An 18,871-nucleotide genomic window follows, 5' to 3' on the forward strand; every position below is an offset into this window, starting at 1 on the left:
GTACACGCCCTCTTGCCTGTGGCTTCAGTCGCTCAGCGCATCAGCCAGTCGAAGGAGGTCTTCATCAGGATGCTGCGGCTGTTGGGGCTCAGCCCTTCCAGGCCGAAGCCCATGGTCACGGTGCGGTAGCGGCCGGCGTCGTTGGCGACGATGGCGCCGGCGTTCTCGGAGGCGTTCTGGGCGGTCACGCGGGGGCGCTGGCTCTGCTGCTGGCCACCCAGCACCTGGTTCAGGATCGAGCCGATGACGTTGGCTGCGAGGCGCTCGACCAGGCCGCGCGGATCCTGCACCTTCTGGGTGGCGCGGGCCCGGTTGGGATCGATGCGGATGCTCTGGGCCGTGATGGTGCCAGCCGTGGCGTTGGCGCTGCCGTAGGAGGCGACCACCGAGCTGCCGTCCCGATCCGCGATCACGTCGGGGTAGTACTGGTTCGCGGCGCTGCCCTGGGCGTTCAGGGTGAAGGCGGTGCTACCGAAGGCCCCACGCGTCACGAACTTGGCCTCGCCGCTGGAGTCGGCCACGAAGCGGGTCTTCAGGGTGGTCTGGTAGAAGTCGCCCAGGCCGATGTCGTAGCCCACGTCCTGGCCGGTCACGATCAGGCGGCCGCCCTGCGCGAGGTACTGGCGCAGCGTGTTCTGGTCGGCGGGCGTGATGGTGTTCTGGTACTGCTCGCCGGTCGCCCAGATCACGATGTCGGCGCGGGACAGTTCGCTCAGGGGCACGGCGCCCTGGGTCTGGGTGTTGAACACGAAGGCCCCGCCGCTGGCCGCGTTCGCCTTGATGGCGTCGCGCAGCGCGTTCGTCACGTCCGCGCCCTGGCCCATGTCGTCATCGACCAGCAGCACGGTGGGCTTCTTGCCAGTGTTGGGCGCGGGGGTGGGGGCCGGAGCCGGGGCTGGCGCGGGGGTGGGCCTGGGGGCCGGGGTCGGCGCCGGAGTCCCGCCGCCCGCCACGGGCTTGATGAAGCAGCCCTTGGTCAGGCTGGGCGCGGGGTCGCGGCCCCATTCGGCGTTGGTGCAGTTGAAGCCGTCGGTGCCGAGGCCGGTCAGGTACTTGCCATCGGTACCGTAGGCGGCCTGACGCTGGCCGGTGAACTTGCAGAACTGGCCTTCCAGGGCGCACAGCTCGTAGCCGGCGGGGCCGGTGGGCTGCTTGGCCGGGGCGGGCGCAGGGGCCGGAGTGGGTTTGGGCGCCGGCGTCGGGGCCGGTGCAGGGGTCGGGGCGGGCGGAGGCGTGGGGGCCGGCGCGGGAGCGGGGGCCGGAGCAGGAGCCGGAGCGGGCGTGGGGGCAGGAGCCGGAGCGGGGGCAGGGGCGGGGGCCGGCGCACCGGCGTTCACGCCCAGCTTGCCCAGCGCACCCGGCACGCTGATCAGGCCGTAGCCGACGTTGTTGTTCTTGCTGCCGGCGTTGCTGGCGCTGGAGTACAGCGCGTTCTTGATGGCGTCCACGCCCGTGCCCGGCTTGGCCGAGAGCAGCAGGGCCACCGCGCCCGCCGCGATCGGGCTGGCCTGCGAGGAACCGCTCAGCGCGCCGTAGCTGTTGCCGGGGAAGGACGAGGTGATCTCCACGCCGGGCGCGGCGATGTCGGGCTTCACGAAGGTGCCGTTGATCTTGCCCGTCCAGTTCACCGGGCCACGCGAGCTGAAGGAGGCCACGTTGCCGTCCTGTCCCACGGCGCCCACGCCGATCGCGTCGGGCAGGTTGCCGGGGCTGCCGGTGGAGGCCGACGCCGGGCCGAAGTTGCCGATGGCGAAGACCGGCACCACGCCCGCCTGGATCATGTTCTGCACCGGCACGATGAACTCGTCGAAGGTGCCGGGAATGCCCAGGCTCATGTTCACGACGTCCGCGCCGTCGTCGGTGTCGGCGTTGTTGTCGGGGTCGAGGACGTACTGCATCCCGGCGATCACCTGGGCGAACGTCCCCTCGTTGTTGGGCAGCACCAGCGCGGAGATGATCCTGGCGTCGGGCGCCACGCCGACCGAGTTGCCCACCAGCAGGCCCGCCGTGTGCGTGCCGTGGTTGGTGGTGTCGCGCGGCCCGCCGCCCACCTTGTCGCCGGCCGCGTTGAACTCGGCGAACGCCGCGACCTTGCCGCTCAGTTGCGGGTGGCTGGCATCAATCCCCGAGTCCAGGTGCCCGATCCGGATGCCCTGGCCCTTAAAGCCGGCGGCCCAGGCCTGGGGCGCCCCGATCTTCTGCAGGTGCCAGGGGGTGCCGGCCGGCGCGGAGGCCGCGCTCAGGGCGACAGCGCGCGGAATCTGCACCTTGAAGTTCTCGAACACGTCGGTCACGAAGGGCAGGGCGGCCAGGGCGCGGGCCTGCACGGGGGTCAGCGGCAGGTAGATGCTCTGGTCGAGCCACAGCTGCGTGGCCGCGCCCGACTTGAGCGCCTGGTTGATGAAGCCGGCGTTGGCGCCGAACTGGTTGAGCCGACTGACAAGCTGACCGCGCAGGTTCTTGAGCTGAGCGCGGCCACGCTGGTCATTTCCGAAGGCGAAGCGCACGATCACGCCCACCTGAGACTGATCGCCACGTTTGGCGCGTTCCAGCAGGGTCGGCGACAGACCGGCCGCGCCGGCGGTGGACAGACCACCCAGCGTCAGGGCGCCGAGCATCAAGGCGGTACTTCTCAGAGGGCTTCTCATGGGGGCAGCCTAGCGGCGCCCAGGTGACTCGCCCTGAAGGTCACATGAGGAATCCTTGACCTGGGGTCAGGGGGTCATCAGACTTCCCGCCGGCTCGGCCGCAGCCATCACCGCGCTGCGTGGAGCGCCGCCAAGGGCCGCCTTCCCGGGGCTCAGCGTTCGTAGCTGAGGATGATCTCGCCTTCACTGAGCTTACGGGCGATCATGCTGGTGCGCTTGTAGCTCAGGATGATCTGATCGTCGGTGAGCTGCAGCAGGTTCATGGTGCCGTTGACGCCGTTGCCGATCTTCGAATCGCTGCCCTTGATCTTCCACTGGAAGCCGGATCTGACCGGCAGTCGGCCATCCTCGGCCGTATTCGGGGCCACCGCGATCGGCCGGGCCGCGTAGCCCTCCGGCACCCGCATCTCTCCCGTCCTCAGGTCGATGCTCACACCCTTGAGCACGCCGTCCAGCCCCGGCGCGTCCCCGAAGGTCAGCCGGCTGGTCTCCCGCGTGACGGGCAGCCGAACCGTCCGGCCGCTGCTGACCAGCTCTTCCTCGATCACCAGGTAGCGTTTGAACTCCTCGCGGGTGATGCCCAGGCGCTCGTCGTAGGTGGGCTGCACGCCGCTCTGGTAGTCCGAGAGCACCTTGTTCAGCGCCTCGCGGTTGCCCTGCACATACATGACCCGGCGGGTCAGATCCAAGATGGTCAGGTTGGGCTGGCGCCTCATCACGCTCGCGGTCTGGCCCGTCGCCGGCAGCAGCGCGGCCAGCCGGGACTGCCAGCCCGGATTCAGCGGCGGTGCGGAGGTTCCCCCGCTCTGGGCGGCCGTGGCCAATGCCCCCAGGAACAGGAAAAAAGAGAGGGAAAAGGCCGCCCGCATGCATCAGCGAGCATAAGGCGGCTGGGTGAGAATTCTCCGCAGCTTTCCTCTCCCCCATTCAGGGTGGGGTCAGGGCCGGATCAGAAAGGCGCGGCCCCGATTCCCGCCCCGGACGGCCAGCCGCTCAGGCCTTGCCGACGCTGCCCAGCACGCGCATCTTGTGCTCGATGACCTGGGCCATCACGTCTCTGGCCGGGCCGAAGATCTTGCGCGGGTCGAACTCCTTCGGGCTGGCCGTCAGCACCTCGCGGATGCCGACCGTGCTCGCCAGCCGCAGATCCGTGTCCACATTCACCTTGGCGATCCCGTGCTGGCAGGCCTCGCGCAGGTCGTCGTCGTCGATGCCGGCGGCCTCGCCGATCTCGCCGCCCGCCGCCCGGAAGCGCTGCACGATCTCGGCGGGCACGCCGGACGAGCCGTGCGCGACCAGCGGAATGCCCAGCAGCTCACCGATCCGGGCGATGCGCGCCTGGTCGATGTAGGGCCGCCCCTTGCCCTTGTACGCGCCGTGGCTGGTGCCGATGGCGATGGCCAGGTAGTCCGTGCCGGTCTGCTCGACGAACTGCACGGCTTCCTCGGGGTCGGTCAGGAAGGCGTCCTTCTCGTCCACGACGATGTGCTCCTCGATGCCGCCCAGGCGCCCGAGTTCGGCTTCGACCGAGATGCCCATGGCGTGCGCGGCCTCGACGACCCGCCTCGTTTCGTGGACGTTCTCCTCGAAGCCGTGGTGCGAGGCGTCGATCATGACCGAGGTGAAGCCCATCTTGATGGCCCGGAGGGCCGATTCGTAGGAGGAGCCGTGATCCAGATGCAGCGCGACCGGCACGCTGGCGCGCGTGGCGATGTCCTTGACGATGTTCGCCAGATCCTGCCCGCCGTACTTGATGGCGCCCTCGGACATCTGCACCATGACCGGGCTGCGGAGCTTCTCGGCGGTGTGGATGATCGCCTGCGTGATCTCCATGTTGTTCGTGTTGAATGAGCCGACGCCGTATTTGCCGGCGCGGGCGGGAATCAGGATGTCGTTACCGGTGACGAGCATGTGAATACCTCCTTGAGCCGTTTCAGTCTAAGCGTCCAGGCCGCCCGGCCGCTCCGGCCTCGTCCAGTCTGCTCCGCTCCAGGGGCCGGCGTAGGATACAGAGCGTGAGCCCTACGACGTCCACCGACTTTCAGGCGGCCTTCGCCAGCCGGGTGCGCGGCATGACCGCCAGCGCCATCCGCGAGATCCTGAAGATCACCCAGCAGCCCGACGTGATCAGTTTCGCCGGTGGCCTGCCCGCCCCGGAACTGTTCCCGCTCGCCGAGGTGCGCGCCGCCGCGAACCGCGTGCTGGACACCTACGGCCCGGCCGCGCTGCAGTATTCGACCACCGAGGGCCATCCGCCGCTGCGGGGGTGGATCGCCGCGCAGGCCGGGATTCCCGCCCAGAACGTACAGATCGTGACCGGCAGCCAGCAGGGGCTCGACCTGCTGGGCAAGATCCTGATCTCGGAGGGCGACACCGTGCTGGTCGAGGCGCCGACCTACCTGGGCGCGCTGCAGTCCTTTCAGCCCTACGGCCCGAACTACGTGCAGCTTCCCACCGACGAGGGCGGCATCGACGTGGACGCGCTGGAAGGCATTCTCAAGACCACCCGCGCCAAGCTGCTGTACGCCGTGCCGAACTTTCAGAACCCCACCGGGCGCACCCTGAGTCTGGAGCGTCGGCAGCGGCTGGTGGAACTGACCGCGCAACACGGCGTCCTGGTCATCGAGGACGATCCCTACGGCGCACTGCGCTTCACGGGCGAGCCGCTGCCCAGCCTGTACTCGCTGGGGCTGGCGCTGGCGGGCGATGTGGACAGCAATCACGTCATCTATTCCAGCTCGTTCTCCAAGACCCTGGTGCCCGGCCTGCGCGACGCCTGGGTGCAGGCGGCCCGACCGGTCGTGCAGAAGCTGATCATGGCCAAGCAGGGCGCCGACCTGCACACGCCGACCTTCAACCAGATGATCGTTGCTGAACTGGTGGAGGATGTGCTGCCGCGCCAGATCGAGGTCGTGAAGAAGGCCTACGGCGAGCGGGCCCGGCACATGCTGGACTGCATCGGGCGCCACTTCCCCGGCGGCGTGGAGCACACCACTCCCGAGGGCGGCATGTTCCTGTGGCTGACCCTGCCGGAGGGGATCGACACCACCCCCATGCTGGCCCGCGCGGTGGCCAGGAAGGTCGCCTACGTGCCCGGCGCGCCGTTTTACGCCCTGGGCGGCGGCGAGAACACCATGCGCCTGAGCTACTGCACGGCGACCCCCCAGCAGATCGAGACCGGGATGCAGGCGCTGGGGGAGACGATCCGGGAAGCTTTGGACTGAAGATTTGAGAGAAGTGATCCGTGACGTCGCCCGGCTAGCTGAACTGTTCCGGCACGCGGCCATCCTGTTTCCTATCATCGCGCCATGACCCAGAGGCGAAGCCAGCGAACTCTGCAGGTGGCGGCCTCCGGCATCGTGTGCGCCGCTGTGGTGGCCGCGCTCGCCACGTTGACCGCTCTTGTGCTCCACCGCCACCTGACGAGCGATATCGTCGCCCAGGCGCTGGACTGGGGCGGGATCGCGCTGTGCTTTCTCGCGGGGGCTATTGCGTATTCCCAGACTGCGCTGGGCCGGGGAGAGGCTCAAATGCGTGCCCGACTCGGGCAGACCTACCGCCTGCCCACCCTGCCCTTCGACCAGGTCATCGCGGCCCTGATCGGGGCGGCCGTGCTGTTCCTCGTGGAATTCGTCCTGCGCCACGCCTGATCGCGGTGTCGATCTCGGGTAGGGCCGCCACGTCCTGTCCCGGTGCCCACCCCGCGACGACGTGAGTCCGGGCCACCCTCCAGTCTGACCGACCCATGTGGCCTGACCCGCCACGCCCCAGACCTGCCCGCAGGCGACCCCCGGCCCCGTGTCGGGGGATTTGCCATGCTTCCAGTGCCCTATTCCCCACACCTTCGCCGGGAGTACAGTCAGGGCACCGACAACCTGACCGTGGAGCCGGGAGACGACCCGGTTCGCCCCCTCCTTCCCTGAGAGGTTTCCCGGATGACGCACCCCGCCCCGCGACAAGGCCCCCGCCCTGGACTCGACCCGGTGATCAACGATTTCACCATTCAGGTGGCGACGGTGAACGGCTCGGGCTCGCAGACTGCTAACGCCACGCTGGTCGACGCGCTGTTCCACATGGGCCTGCCGGTGAACGCCAAGAACGTCTTTCCCAGCAACATCAAGGGGCTGCCCACCTGGTACTCGATCCGGGTCAGCGGCGAGGGCTTCACGGCGCGGCGGGACGATCCGGAGATCCTGGTGGCCTTCAACGCCAAGACGCTGGATGAAGACCTGCGCGCCCTCCCACCGGGAGGCGTGATGTTCTACCCCGACCACCTGAAGCCGGCCGCGCCCCGGGACGACGTGAGCCTGTACGCCCTGCCCGCGAACGCGATCATGAAGGAGCAGGAGGTCGACGTGAAGTTCCGCGACCGCATGGCGAATCTGGTGTACGTGGGGGCGCTGGCGCAGGTGCTGGGCATCGAGATGACGGCGATCCACGACTACCTGACGCGCAACTTCGCCGGGAAGCCGAAGGTGGTGGGGGCCAACTACGACATCGCCGTGGCCGCCTTCGAGTGGTGCGCGGTGAACCTGACCAAGACCGACCCCTACACGTTGCGCCGGATGGACGCCACCGCCGGCAAGATCCTGATCGACGGCAACACGGCCGCCGCGCTGGGCGCCATCTACGGTGGCTGCACGGTGGTCTCGTGGTACCCGATCACGCCCGCGACCAGTCTGGCGGAGGGCCTGATCGAATGGATGCCCAAGCTGCGCCAGGACAGCGAGACCGGCAAGGCCACCTTCGCCATCGTGCAGGCCGAGGATGAACTGGCCGCGATTGGCATGCTGGTGGGGGCCGGCTGGGCGGGCGCGCGGGCCATGACCAGCACCTCCGGCCCCGGCCTCTCGCTGATGGCCGAGTTCGCGGGGTACGCCTACTTCGCCGAGGTGCCGCTGGTGATCTGGAACGTGCAGCGCATGGGCCCCAGCACCGGCCTGCCCACGCGCGTCTCGCAGGGCGACCTGCTCAGCACCTATTACCTCTCGCACGGCGACACCCGGCACGTGATCCTGCTGCCCGCCACGCCCGCCGAGTGCTTCGAATTCGGCTGGCGGGCCTTCGATATCGCCGACGAGTTGCAGACGCCGGTCTTCGTGAACAGCGACCTCGACCTGGGCATGAACGCCTGGATGTCCGAGCCCTTCACGTACCCGGAGCAGCCCATGAAGCGGGGCAAGGTACTGAGCGCCGAGGACATCGTGGCGCTGGGCGGGCGTTTCGGGCGCTACCAGGACGAGGACGGCAGCGGGGTCGGCCCACGCACGCTGCCCGGAAACGACGCCATGGGGGCCGCCTATTTTACGCGCGGCACCGGACACACCGAGCTGGCGACCTACTCCGAGCGCCCCGAGGACTGGCAGCGCAACCTGGCGCGGCTCGACCGCAAGCACGAGCACGCGCGGACGGTGGTGCCGGAGCCCGTGGTCAGCGGGGAGGGAGCGGACACCGGGATCATCGCGATGGGCAGCACCCACCCGGCGATCGTCGAGGGACGGGTCATGCTGGAGCGGGAGGGCGTGGACACTGACTCCCTGCGCGTGCGGGCGCTGCCCTTCAGCCCGGCCGTCCGGGCCTTCATCGCGGCGCACGAACGGACGGTGGTGGTCGAGATGAACCAGCACGGGCAACTCGCCATACTGCTCCGCACCGAATACCCCGAGTTCGCCACCCGCATTCTCAGCGTGGCCCACTGCGACGGCCTGCCGCTGACCGGGGCCTTCGTGGCTGCGCGGGTGAAAGCGGCCCTTCCTAGCCCCACCCGTCCTGAAGAGGTGAACGCATGACCAGCCCAGCCCCCTCCAACCCAGCGCCCGCCCGCCCCGCCGCCCTGAACAGCGCCGGGCTCGCCAAGAACGACTACAAGGGCCTGCCCAGTACCCTCTGTCCCGGCTGCGGCCACGACTCCATTTCCAGCCGGATCATCGACGCGGCGTACGCGCTGGGCCTGCGCCCGCACATGGTGCTCAAGCTCTCGGGCATCGGCTGTTCCAGCAAGTCGCCGGCGTACTTCCTGAACGGCTCGCACGGCATCAACACCGTGCACGGCCGGATGCCCAGCGTGACGACCGGCGCGCTGCTGGCCCAGCGCGGGCACACCGCCATAGCGGTGTCGGGCGACGGCGACACCGGCTCCATCGGCATCGGGCAGTTCAAACATGCGGTGCGGCGCAACGTGCCGATGGTCTACATCATCGAGAACAACGGCGTGTACGGGCTCACCAAGGGGCAGTTCTCGGCCACCGCCGACCAGGGGCAGACCCTGAAATACATCGGCACCAACGACCTGCCGGCCCTCGACCTGTGCGCCGAGGCGATCCTGGCGGGCGCGGGCTTCGTGGCCCGCTCGTTCGCCGGCGACGCCAAGCAGGTCACGGAACTGCTCAAGGCGGCCCTGAGTTACAAAGGCATCGCCGTGCTGGACATCATCTCGCCCTGCGTGACATTCAACAACCACGACGAGAGCACCAAGAGCTACGGCTATGGCAAGGCGCACGAGGTGCCCATCCACGACATCACCTTCGTACCCGAGTTCGACGAGATCCGCGTGGACTACGAACCCGGCGAGGTGCTCAGCGTGCGGCTGCACGACGGCCCCACCGTGCAGCTCCGCAAGCTGGGCCGCGACTACGACCCGAGGAGCCGCCTGAGCGCCCTGGCGCTGCTGGAGGGGGCCAGACACGGCGGCGAACTCCTCACCGGCCTGCTGTACCTGGACGAGACCCGCCCGACCCTGCTCGACACCCAGCATGTCCACGACACCCCGCTGGCCCTGCTGCCCGAGGCGCTGACCCGGCCCAGCCCGCAGAGTCTGGCGGACGTGATGCGGCAGTTCGGGTAGGGCACGGTTCGGGTAGCGCACGGAGCCCTCCCAGGCCACCGTCCCGACTGACCGGTGCGGTTGTCGTCGAACCGACAGGGGGCAGGACACGCGGAAGCTACTGAACCTGCGGGGGGCAGGCGTCCGGGGGCGCGGCCTGTATCCCCTGCGACCAACCATGCTGCCCAGCGCCAGCCACGCCCCGCACCACGTCACCCTGAACGATTCCTTGACCGTGTTCCAGATCGAGTTTCCTCCGGGCGAACGGGCCGATACTGGCAGGGTATCCGCCGCTTCCGAAGGTGCTGGCCCCAGACGCCAGCCGGGTTGCCGGCGACCCAGGTGACCCCATGACTGCCCCAACGATTGCCCCAATGACTGCATTGACGAGTACTCCGAGCGCCACCCTCCCCCGCATCATCCAGGGGGGCATGGGCGTGGCGATTTCCGGCTGGGAACTGGCCCGCGCCGTGTCCAGCCTGGGCGAACTGGGCGTGGTGTCGGCCACCGGCATCGACAACCTGATGGTGCGCCGCCTGCAGGACGGCGACGAGGGCGGCCACGTGCGCCGCGCCCTGCAGGGCTACCCCGATCAGGAGCGGGTTCAGGAGGTGCTCAGGGGCTGGTTTCTCGAAGGGGGCCGCCCCCCCGGCAAGGGCTACAAGCGCGTGCCGCTGCCCAGCCTGACCAACCACCGGGTCGGCTGGGAGCTGGCGGTCATGGGCGGCTTCGTCGAGGTCACGCTGGCCAAGGAGGGGCACGCCAACCCCGTGGGCGCCAACCTGCTGACCAAGCTGCAGATGCACACCCTGCCGGCCATCTACGGCTGCCTGCTGGGCGGGGTGGACACCGTGATCATGGGCGCCGGCATTCCGCGCGATATCCCCGGCGTGCTGGACGCCTTCGCCCAGGGCAAGGCCGCCTCGATCCGGCTGGACATCAAGGGCGACTCGACCGGTGAGCCGGTCATGGTGACCTTCGACCCCGCCGAGTACGGCTTCGGCGGCCTGAGCCTGGGGCGGCCGCGCTTCTACCCCATCGTGACCTCGCACGTGCTGGCGGGCGTGCTGGCCCGCAAGGCCAGCGGCTCCATCGAGGGCTTCGTGATCGAGTCGCCCACTGCCGGCGGCCACAACGCCCCCCCACGCGGCACGGTCACCTACGACGACCTGGGCCAGCCGGTCTACGGCGAACGCGACCTGGCCGACCTGGACGAGATGCGTAAACTCAGTCTGCCCTTCTGGCTGGCGGGCGGCAGCGGCTCGCCCGAGGCCCTGAGAGCTGCACTCGACCAGGGCGCGGCGGGAATTCAGGTGGGCACCCTGTTCGCCTACTGCCAGGAATCGGGTTTCCGCGACGAACTGCGCTCCCAGGTGCACCAGCGCGCCCAGGACGAGCGCCTGAGCGTGTTCACCGACCCACTGGCCTCGCCCACCGGCTTCCCGTTCAAGGTGGTGCGCCTGCCGGACACCCTGTCGAACGAGGAGCTGTACCGGGAGCGCCCGCGCATCTGCGACATCGGCTACCTGCGAGAGGCGTACCGCGACCCGGCGGGCAAGGTCGGCCTGCGCTGCCCCGCCGAGCCCGTGGACACCTTCCTGGCCAAGAACGGCAAGCTGGAGGAGACCGTGGGCCGCAAGTGCCTGTGCAACGCCCTGATGGCCGACGCCGGGCACGCCCAGATCCAGAAGGGCGGCTACCAGGAACTGCCGCTGCTGACCTCCGGCGACGGGATCAGCGCGCTGAGCGACTGGCCGCTGGGCTACACCGCCGAGGACGTGGTGCGCTACCTGCGGGGCGAGAAGGTCGTCTCCAGTTCGGGTGTCTCCACCCCTTCAGTCGTGTCCACCTCTGCCGAGTCCTGAGCGGAGCAGACCGGTGCGACGGCGCCTATTGAAGAATGTCGGGAAGTGTTGGCAACAGGGGCTCTGGCCTCAGGGGCCGGGCGGCCTCACCGTGATCATCCGCAGGCCCCACGGCTGCGGCAACGTGGCGGGCGCCGTCTGCGGCCACACCAGGGCGTAACCGACCTCCGATCCAGCGACCCTGCGCTGTCCCGCCTGAGCGTCCGGCCAGGGGGATTCGGCAGGGGCGCCGTCCAGGGCGTAGGCCAGCACTCCCCCGTGCCCGTACACGTCCCGCAGGCTCAGGGTGACGCTTCCGGACTCGCCGCTGAAGGTGATCAGGAAGCCCGCCTGCGCCCAGGCCTGGATGCCGGGCCAGTGCCAGCGCAGCAGCATGTCCAGGCTGTAGCCCTGCACCCGGACAGGCCGGCCGTACAGGGCGGGGGCCGAGACCTCCAGCACGGTGTACACGTTACGGGTGCGCCTGACCACCGTATCGGTGACCGGCAGCAGACCGCCCGGCAGGGCCGACACGCGTGGCACGGGCGGCCAGCCGGGGCGCGAGGGAACGCCGGGCAGGCCCTGGGCGCTTCCTGCTCCGGCCAGCAGCGCCGCCAGGGTCACAGCAACGCGGGAACGCATGGTGAGTCCAGTATCGCACCTGCGCTGACACCACGCCCCTGGGCGCCGGGGGGCAGAGGGAGAGGACTGATCTGAAGGGGCACCGCAACTTCATGTGGCATTCAGACGTACCTGCCAAAGGTGAGGCAATCCTGATTTACAACCCCTGATAGGGTGCCCCCGTAGAGGTGCGTTATGAAGAACTTCGCCCATCTGACCGCCATCGCTTCCGCCGCCCTGCTGCTGGCCAGCTGCAACCAGCAAAAACCAGTGGACGATCCGCTGAAGCCCTTCACCGGCCAGACCCTGAACTGGGTGGCCTGCGACCCCACGGTGCTGGGCATTCCAGCGGAGGCCAGAGTCGGCGGCGACGAACAAACGCCCCTGACCCTTCAAGACATCTACAACGACCTCGGCGACCGCCTGAAGTGCGCCGACGTGAAGGTGCCGCTGGACTGGGCCAATCCCGGGCGCGGTACGGCCACGATGTCGGTGATTCGCACGGCGGCGGCCACCCCGGCGAAGCGCCAGGGCATCATCGCCTTCAATCCGGGTGGGCCCGGTGGCGACGGCCTGATCTTCGCGCCGCTCTACGGGTACGCCTGGGGCAAGGCCGACCAGAAAAACGCCATCGGCCGGAACCTCAAGGCGATGGCCGACGGGTACGACCTGATCGGCTTCTCGCCGCGCGGCGTGGGCAACAGTACCCGGCTGTACTGCGGCACGAACGAGCTGGTCGACCCGCTGCGGCCCCCCGCCAGCGACCGCAGCGAGAAGAACATCCAGACCATGATCCGCTTTGGCCAGCTGAGCGCCAAAGCCTGCCAGAAGAATCCGGTCACGCCGTTCATCAACACCGACGCCACCGTGCGCGACCTCGACCTGATGCGGCAGCTGCTGGGCGAGCAGAAGCTGAACTACATCGGGTATTCCTACGGCACCTGGCTGGGCTCGTGGTACGCCAAGCGCTTCCCCCAGAACAGCGGCAAGATGCTGCTGGACGGCAACACCGACTTCTCGAGCAACTTCGAGGAAACCTTCAAGCTCCAGCCCCGGGCCTTCGAGCGGGATTTCCGGGATGTGGTCGCTCCCTACCTGAGCCGCATCAACACGGCCGTGTTTGGGGAGAGCCCCATGACGGCCCAGCAGATCTACGCCCGCGAGCAGGCCCTCGGCGAGCCGCTGCGCTTCATCGTGGGCTACGAGATCGCCGGCTCCATGTACAGCCGCGAGCGACTGCCGAACATCGGCATCATGCTGCGGGCGGCGACCGTCCTGGACGACCTAATCAAGGCCCAGCCGACACTCACGCTGTTCGAGCTGTTCGAGGCGGTGCAGACCAAGACGTATTTCAAAGATCCCACCCTGAACGACCTGGCCCGGCAGATGGCCATCAATCTGGTGTTCATCCGCGACAGCGTACTCAACGCCCCGCCCCAGCCGGTCACGCTGGGAGAATCCTCAGCCACCTTCACGGCCGTCACCTGCAACGACACGCCCTGGAACACCGACCAGAACTACTGGCGGCAACTCGACGAGAGCGAGGCCAAGAAGTACCCGCTGATCGGCGGCTCGTCGCTGGCGAACTCCTGCCTGTACTGGCAGGGCGGCGCCACCGTGCAGAGGCCCGCCCTGCCCGCCACCATGCCCCCCGTGCTGATGGTGCAGAACGAGTTCGACCCCGCCACCGCCACCGAGGGCGCCCTGAACGCCTTCAACGCCACGCCCAGCGCGAGGCTGCTGTTCGTCGAGGACGAGCCGCAGCACACCGCCTTCCCCTACGACACCGAATGCGTGGATCTGCCCATCACGAACTACTTCCTGAGCGGCACACTCACGTCTGAGCGCCGGATCAGCTGCCCCGCCAAGCCCCTGCCCTTCGAGGACAAGGTCTACCCGGTGACCCTGAGTTCCCAGAGCCTGCCCGGCGGCCAGCGCTGCCTGAGCGCCGCCCCGCTGGGCAGCCAGGCGATCCGCGATCCGAAGGCCCTGGCGGCTGCCCAGGCCGCGCGCCAGATCATCGTGGACAGTGCCCGCAGCACCTGGGGGGCAAGGCTCGATCTGCGCCTGCCCAGAGACATCCAGCAGAAGCTGGCGCAGCAGGCCCTGCCCACCACCTGCCCGTAAGCCCGCTCAGGACACAGACGCACCCGGAGGATGGGCCTCCGGGTGCGTTCTCCGTGTTCCGGGTCGCTCAGCCGTGCCGCGCGGCCAGCGCCGCCCCGATCACGCCGGCGTCGGTGCCCAGCTGTGCGCGGCGGATGGTGACCGGAGCGAAGCCCTGGGCATACTCGTCGGCGGCCTTCTGCACGCCCAGGAAGAAATAGTCGCCCACCGAGGCCACGCCCCCGCCGATCACGAAGACCTCGGGATCGATCACCTTCTGCAGATCCGCCAGCGCCACCCCTATGTGTTTCATGGCCTGCCCCACCACGCGCCGCGCGGCCGGGTGGCCCTGCTGGGCGAGTTCGAAGGCCTCGGCCGTGCTCACGTCGCGGTTCAGGGCGTAGCTGGCGTCGCGGGCGATGGCGGTGCCCGACGCGATCGCCTCCAGCGCGCCGTCCAGGCCCGCGCCGCTGACCGGGCCGCCCGGCATCACGGTGATGTGGCCCAGTTCGCCCGCGATGCCGTGCCGCCCCCGCCAGATCCGCCCGTTCAGCACGATGCCCGCGCCGATGCCGGTGCTGACGGTCACGTAGATGCTGCTCTCGGCGCCGCGCGCCGCGCCCAGGTGCGCTTCGGCCAGGGCGGCGGCCTTGGCGTCGTTCTCCAGCACGATGCGCTGCCCCAGGCGGTCGCGCAGGCCGTCGACCATCGGCACGTCGGTAAAGCCGTAGATGTTCGGCGCGAACTTCACGCGGGTGCGGTCGGAGTTCAGCGGTCCCGGCACGCCCACGCCGACCAGCCGGGCTTCCGGATGCTGCCCCTGCAGCGCCAGCACCTGCGCGGCGATGGCGTCCAGCACGGCTTCCCAGCCGGTCTCGGGGGTGGGCTGGACGTGGCGCGTGAGCAGTTCGTCGCCGCGCAGCACGCCCGTGGCGATCTTGGTGCCGCCGACATCGACGCCGATGGAGATGGTTTCGGGGGTGGGCAGAGTGGTCATGGGGACTCCTGGGGTCGGGTGGGGGTGGGAAAGGGGCAGCGCGTCCAGACGGGCGGGCGCCACGATCCGGGTTCAGAGGAACTTTACCCCGCGCACCACGGGAGCGGCGCCCAGGTGGGCTAGTCCTCGTTGAGCAGCCTGGAGATGGCCTGCCCGGGACGGACACCGCCCGGGGAGCCGCTCCACAGCCATGACACGGCCACTTCACAGCTACCGTGCAGGCTCCGTCGGTGAGTTCGGGAAGACGACGCTGATGCGCGCCAATGAGCCTGCGGCGGTTCTCCGCCCGCCTCCGGCTAGTCCTCGGTGCGGTCGTCGGTCTCGGCGGCGACGGCCTCCGGCTCGAAGCCCAGCAGTTCCAGCGCCTCGGCGAGCTGCACCTCCGGCACGTACAGGCCCACGTCGCCCATGTAGCCGCCGGTTTCGATCTCGATCACCGGAGAGCCCATCGCCCACTGGAAGGGCGTGCGCACCACGCTGACCACCCCGCCGTCCGAGAGGCTGCGCCGCCAGCCCTCCGCCAGCAGGCGCGGCAGGGTGTCCACCCGCACCCACACGTCGCCCTGGTACATCACCCGGTCTTCATAGGTGGCGCGGGTCATGGGCGCACCGGCTCACTGTTGGGATCGGTGGGCCGCTCACCGACCGCGTTCCCGCCGATCGCGCGGAAGCTGTCCACGCGCACCGGGGCCACCCGCGCCGCGAAGTCCTGGGGCAGCTCGCGCGGCTGGTGGGCCTCGTCCACGCTGACCTGCACGCCACGCGCCAGGGCACAGGGGCGGCCGTCTGCCAGGAAGCGCGAGACCGTGACCCAGCTCGTGCGCCCCACCCGCTCGATCAGGGTTTCGATCACCAGTTCGTGCTCCAGACGGATCTCGGCCAGATAGTCGAGTTCCAGCCGCGCCAGCACGGACAGGTCGTCCACATCCCCGAGACCCAGTTCCTGCGAGAGCGCGATGCGCGACACCTCCAGATATTCGGCGTAGCGGGCGTTGTTCACATGGCCCATGGCGTCCAGATCGCTGTAGCGCAGCTGGATCACGCAGCGGTGGGCATCGGGCCAGTTGAGCGCCGGGATACGGCCCGCCGGGGGGGTGGTCTGTGCGGTCATGGGCCCAGTGTAGTGGCACCGGCTGGCGGCACCGGACAGAGCGGCCCGGTCTCCCATCCGCCGCGCGTTCCCGGCGGTATGCTGGCCCGGATGGACGACGCCCCACCCTCTGTGCCCCCCCGCCCGCGCGGGTCGTGGTGGCGGCGCGCGGCGCGGCTGCCCCTGGCCTTGATGCTAACCAGCCTGCTGGCCGCGCTGGGCATCGTGCAGTTGTCGTTCCAGCTCGCCAACACGGGCTACCGCACCCTGAGCTGGACCCAGCAGCACCGCCAGACCGAGGCGCGGATCGCCGCCCTGGAGAGCGATATCCGGATCCTGCAGGACGCCCGGGCGGCGGCCAACGATCCGCAGTACCTGCGTCAGCTGGCGCGCTGCCAGGGCTTCGTGGGCGCCGACGAGAAGGTCGTCGTGTCGCCCAGCGCGCCCGACGTGCCCGGCGAGAACTGCCAGATGGTGCGGCTGCCGTAGGAACCCGGAGGCCCGGGCACAGGACGCGGGCCGGCCTTCGAATCGAGCGCAGCCGGCCGGTGAATCGAGACCTTCACCCCGACGTCAATTCACCCGGTCGAGGATCAGGTCGTCGGGCACCGGGGCCAGGGCGCTGATGCTCAGGCCGGAGCGCACCAGGTCGCGGGCCGTCTCCAGGCCTCGGCCGTCACGGTGGTAGAGGCGCAGCACGGCCTCGCCCGCCTGCACCGCCTCGCCGGGCTTCCTGAGCAGCTCCACGCCGACCCCGTGGTCGATCGCCTCGCCCTTGCGCTCGCGGCCACCGCCCAGGGCCAGCACGGCGCGGCCCACGCTCAGGGCGTCGATGCGCTCCACGAAGCCGCCCACGGGCGCGCCCACGTCCTCGCGCCCGGGCGCCACGTCCAGCCGCTCCGGGTGGTCGACCAGCGTGGGGTCGCCGCCCTGGGCCGCGATGAAGGCGCGGAATTTCGCCAGGGCGCTGCCGTCTTCCAGGGTGGTGCGCGCCCGCGCCTCGGCCTGGGTCTCGTCCTCGCCCTGGGCGGCCAGCGCCTCCACCGCCAGGGCCACGCACAGCTCGGTCAGGTCGTGCGGGCCCTCGCCGCGCAGGGTCGCCAGGGCCTCGCGCACCTCCAGCGAGTTGCCGGCCATGTGGCCCAGGGGCGTGTCCATGTCGGTGAGCACGGCGCGCACCTGCCGCCCCGCCCGCGTGCCGATGTCCACCATGGCGCGGGCCAGCGCCCGGCCGTCGTCCAGCGTCCGCATGAAGGCCCCGGCGCCCACCTTCACGTCCAGCACCACCGTGTGCGCGCCCGAGGCCAGCTTCTTGCTCATGATGGAGGAGGCGATCAGCGGCAGACAGTCCACGGTGGCGGTCACGTCGCGCAGGGCGTACAGCTTGCCGTCGGCGGGCGCCAGATCCCTGCTCTGCCCCACCAGCGCCAGGCCGATGTCGTGGGCCTGCGCCAGAAAGCGCTCCTCGGACAGCTCGGACGTCCAGCCGGGAAAGCTCTCCAGCTTGTCGATGGTGCCGCCGGTGTGGGCCAGGCCACGCCCGCTCATCTTCGCCACGGTCAGGCTCAGCGCCGAGAGCATGGGGGTCAGGATCAGACTGGTCTTGTCGCCCACGCCGCCGGTCGAGTGCTTGTCCACGGTGCGCGGCAGATCGCCCAGGTTCAGCTGATCCCCGGACTCGGCCATCACCAGGGTCAGGTCGGCGGTCTCCTGGGGGGTCATGCCCCTGAGGTAGACCGCCATCAGCCACGCGCTGATCTGGTAGTCCGGCACCTCGCCGCGCGTGTAGCCCAGCACCAGCGCCTCCAGCTCGGCGCGCGGGTGGGTCTCGCCGTCGCGCTTCTTGCGGATCAGATCGGGGATGTTCAGAGGAGGCATAGGGCAGTGTAAAGCAGGCGCCGGGCGGTGATTTCCGGAGGGGGTGGTGTCCGGGAGGGCCGCTCCAGACGAACTCCGAGCCCAGACCGTCTGTTCTGGATGAGATCCGGCTCAGGGGCGCGGTTCCTGCCCCTCCCCACTCGTCCAGCCGACCTTCCTGTGCGTGCCGTCGCAGTACGGCTTGTTGCCGCTCTGGCCGCAGCGGCACAGGGCGGCGCGGACTTCTCTGTGCTCGCCGCCCGGCGTCTGGATCACCAGATTCCCCCGGATCATCAGCGGGCCGTCCGGGCTGGGCGTGATCGTGGTGGTGGTGTCCGGCTGTTCCGGTTCTCCGTCCTCCAGCACGTAACGCAGCGCCCCGGTGGGGCAGGTGCGGACGACCGCCGCGACCGCCTGGGCTCCGGCCTGGCCCGCCTGGATCCAGGGGCGTTCCTGCGGCCTGAAGACCTCGGGGAGCCCGCGCACGCAGTTGGCCACGTGCAGGCACCGCCGCGCGTCGTAATAGACCGTGACACCTTCGCCGGTATAGGCCCGGCCCAGGGCCAGGGCGTCGTTCGTGGGCTGGGTCATGAACCAGTGTAGGGCTGGAGGCGGGCCACCGACGGTCGTCCCCTGGCTATTTGACTCCGCCTGGGGCGTGGGGTCGCCTCCAGCCCCCTCCTGCTGGGTCTGGCTGCTGGGTCTGGCCGTTCACCCGGAGGCCCCGGCTCGCTCGTGTCGGCCCCTGTGATGTGGGGTGGAAGCCGGCACCTCTGCCCAAAGCCCCTCGCCTGTCGTGGATCCACCACGTCTCTGACGGCCTTTCAGGAAAGAGGGTGGGGGGACGCCGACCCCCAGGCCGTCAATTCCGGATAAAGCACGCCC

16 protein-coding genes are annotated in these 18,871 nt (G+C 69.6%); 7 read left to right on the top strand and 9 right to left on the bottom strand.

Annotation, left to right across the window (positions count from 1 at the left end; all coding sequences use genetic code 11):
- Positions 1 to 32 precede the first annotated feature (32 nt).
- The 3 genes from CVO96_RS06900 to fba form a co-directional block, all read right to left on the bottom strand.
- Entirely contained in the window at positions 33 to 2,648 is a 2,616-nt protein-coding gene (locus CVO96_RS06900) for a S8 family peptidase (protein WP_103311585.1), read from the bottom strand.
- A gap of 152 nt (positions 2,649 to 2,800) precedes the next feature.
- Positions 2,801 to 3,517 (bottom strand): hypothetical protein, encoded by a 717-nt coding sequence (locus CVO96_RS06905; protein ID WP_103311586.1) that lies wholly within the window; start codon positions 3,515 to 3,517, stop codon positions 2,801 to 2,803.
- 124 nt (positions 3,518 to 3,641) lie between these two features.
- On the bottom strand, positions 3,642 to 4,559 hold the full coding sequence (fba, locus tag CVO96_RS06910) for a class II fructose-1,6-bisphosphate aldolase (RefSeq protein ID WP_103311587.1): 918 nt from the start codon (positions 4,557 to 4,559) through the stop codon (positions 3,642 to 3,644).
- Between the two features lie 161 nt (positions 4,560 to 4,720).
- On the opposite strand from fba, the gene CVO96_RS06915 reads away from it, so the two are divergent.
- The 5 genes from CVO96_RS06915 to CVO96_RS06935 all read left to right on the top strand — a co-directional run bounded on the left by CVO96_RS06915 (position 4,721) and on the right by CVO96_RS06935 (position 11,336).
- Complete coding sequence (locus tag CVO96_RS06915) at positions 4,721 to 5,872, top strand: aminotransferase-like domain-containing protein (RefSeq protein WP_103313341.1); 1,152 nt, start codon at positions 4,721 to 4,723, stop codon at positions 5,870 to 5,872.
- Positions 5,873 to 5,956: 84 nt separating this feature from the next.
- Entirely contained in the window at positions 5,957 to 6,298 is a 342-nt protein-coding gene (locus tag CVO96_RS06920; RefSeq protein ID WP_133161757.1) for a hypothetical protein, read from the top strand.
- A gap of 333 nt (positions 6,299 to 6,631) precedes the next feature.
- A complete protein-coding gene (locus CVO96_RS06925; RefSeq protein ID WP_207795281.1) occupies positions 6,632 to 8,437 on the top strand; it encodes a 2-oxoacid:acceptor oxidoreductase subunit alpha in 1,806 nt (601 codons plus the stop codon).
- Entirely contained in the window at positions 8,434 to 9,492 is a 1,059-nt protein-coding gene (locus CVO96_RS06930; RefSeq protein ID WP_103311590.1) for a 2-oxoacid:ferredoxin oxidoreductase subunit beta, read from the top strand. Before CVO96_RS06925 ends, CVO96_RS06930 begins: the two co-directional genes overlap by 4 nt.
- Before the next feature lie 353 nt (positions 9,493 to 9,845).
- Entirely contained in the window at positions 9,846 to 11,336 is a 1,491-nt protein-coding gene (locus CVO96_RS06935) for a nitronate monooxygenase (protein WP_423739360.1), read from the top strand.
- Positions 11,337 to 11,405: 69 nt separating this feature from the next.
- On the opposite strand, the gene CVO96_RS06940 is transcribed toward CVO96_RS06935, so the two are convergent.
- Positions 11,406 to 11,957, bottom strand: coding sequence for a hypothetical protein (locus CVO96_RS06940; RefSeq protein ID WP_133161758.1), 552 nt, complete (start codon positions 11,955 to 11,957; stop codon positions 11,406 to 11,408).
- Positions 11,958 to 12,131: 174 nt separating this feature from the next.
- On the opposite strand from CVO96_RS06940, the gene CVO96_RS06945 reads away from it, so the two are divergent.
- On the top strand, positions 12,132 to 14,063 hold the full coding sequence (locus CVO96_RS06945; protein ID WP_103311592.1) for an alpha/beta fold hydrolase: 1,932 nt from the start codon (positions 12,132 to 12,134) through the stop codon (positions 14,061 to 14,063).
- Positions 14,064 to 14,130: 67 nt separating this feature from the next.
- Here the strand turns inward: CVO96_RS06945 and CVO96_RS06950 are convergent, their stop codons facing one another.
- From CVO96_RS06950 to CVO96_RS06960, 3 genes are all read right to left on the bottom strand, one after another.
- A complete protein-coding gene (locus CVO96_RS06950; RefSeq protein WP_103311593.1) occupies positions 14,131 to 15,039 on the bottom strand; it encodes an ROK family protein in 909 nt (302 codons plus the stop codon).
- 296 nt (positions 15,040 to 15,335) lie between these two features.
- On the bottom strand, positions 15,336 to 15,641 hold the full coding sequence (locus CVO96_RS06955) for a hypothetical protein (RefSeq protein WP_103311594.1): 306 nt from the start codon (positions 15,639 to 15,641) through the stop codon (positions 15,336 to 15,338).
- Positions 15,638 to 16,150, bottom strand: coding sequence for an acyl-CoA thioesterase (locus CVO96_RS06960; RefSeq protein ID WP_103311595.1), 513 nt, complete (start codon positions 16,148 to 16,150; stop codon positions 15,638 to 15,640). Before CVO96_RS06960 ends, CVO96_RS06955 begins: the two co-directional genes overlap by 4 nt.
- 90 nt (positions 16,151 to 16,240) lie before the next feature.
- Between CVO96_RS06960 and CVO96_RS06965 the strand changes: the two genes are divergently transcribed.
- A complete protein-coding gene (locus CVO96_RS06965) occupies positions 16,241 to 16,618 on the top strand; it encodes a cell division protein FtsB (protein WP_243398203.1) in 378 nt (125 codons plus the stop codon).
- 84 nt (positions 16,619 to 16,702) lie between these two features.
- On the opposite strand, the gene CVO96_RS06970 is transcribed toward CVO96_RS06965, so the two are convergent.
- Together CVO96_RS06970 and CVO96_RS06975 are read right to left on the bottom strand one after the other, a co-directional pair.
- Positions 16,703 to 18,007 carry a thymidine phosphorylase gene (locus tag CVO96_RS06970; RefSeq protein ID WP_103311597.1) on the bottom strand — a complete coding sequence of 435 codons (1,305 nt, stop codon included), beginning with the start codon at positions 18,005 to 18,007 and terminating at the stop codon, positions 16,703 to 16,705.
- A gap of 111 nt (positions 18,008 to 18,118) precedes the next feature.
- Positions 18,119 to 18,577, bottom strand: a complete 459-nt coding sequence (locus CVO96_RS06975; protein WP_103311598.1) for a (4Fe-4S)-binding protein — start codon at positions 18,575 to 18,577, stop codon at positions 18,119 to 18,121.
- Between the last annotated feature and the right edge of the window lie 294 nt (positions 18,578 to 18,871).

The sequence above is a fragment of the Deinococcus koreensis genome (genome assembly GCF_002901445.1).
Taxonomy (GTDB): Bacteria; Deinococcota; Deinococci; order Deinococcales; family Deinococcaceae; genus Deinococcus; species Deinococcus koreensis.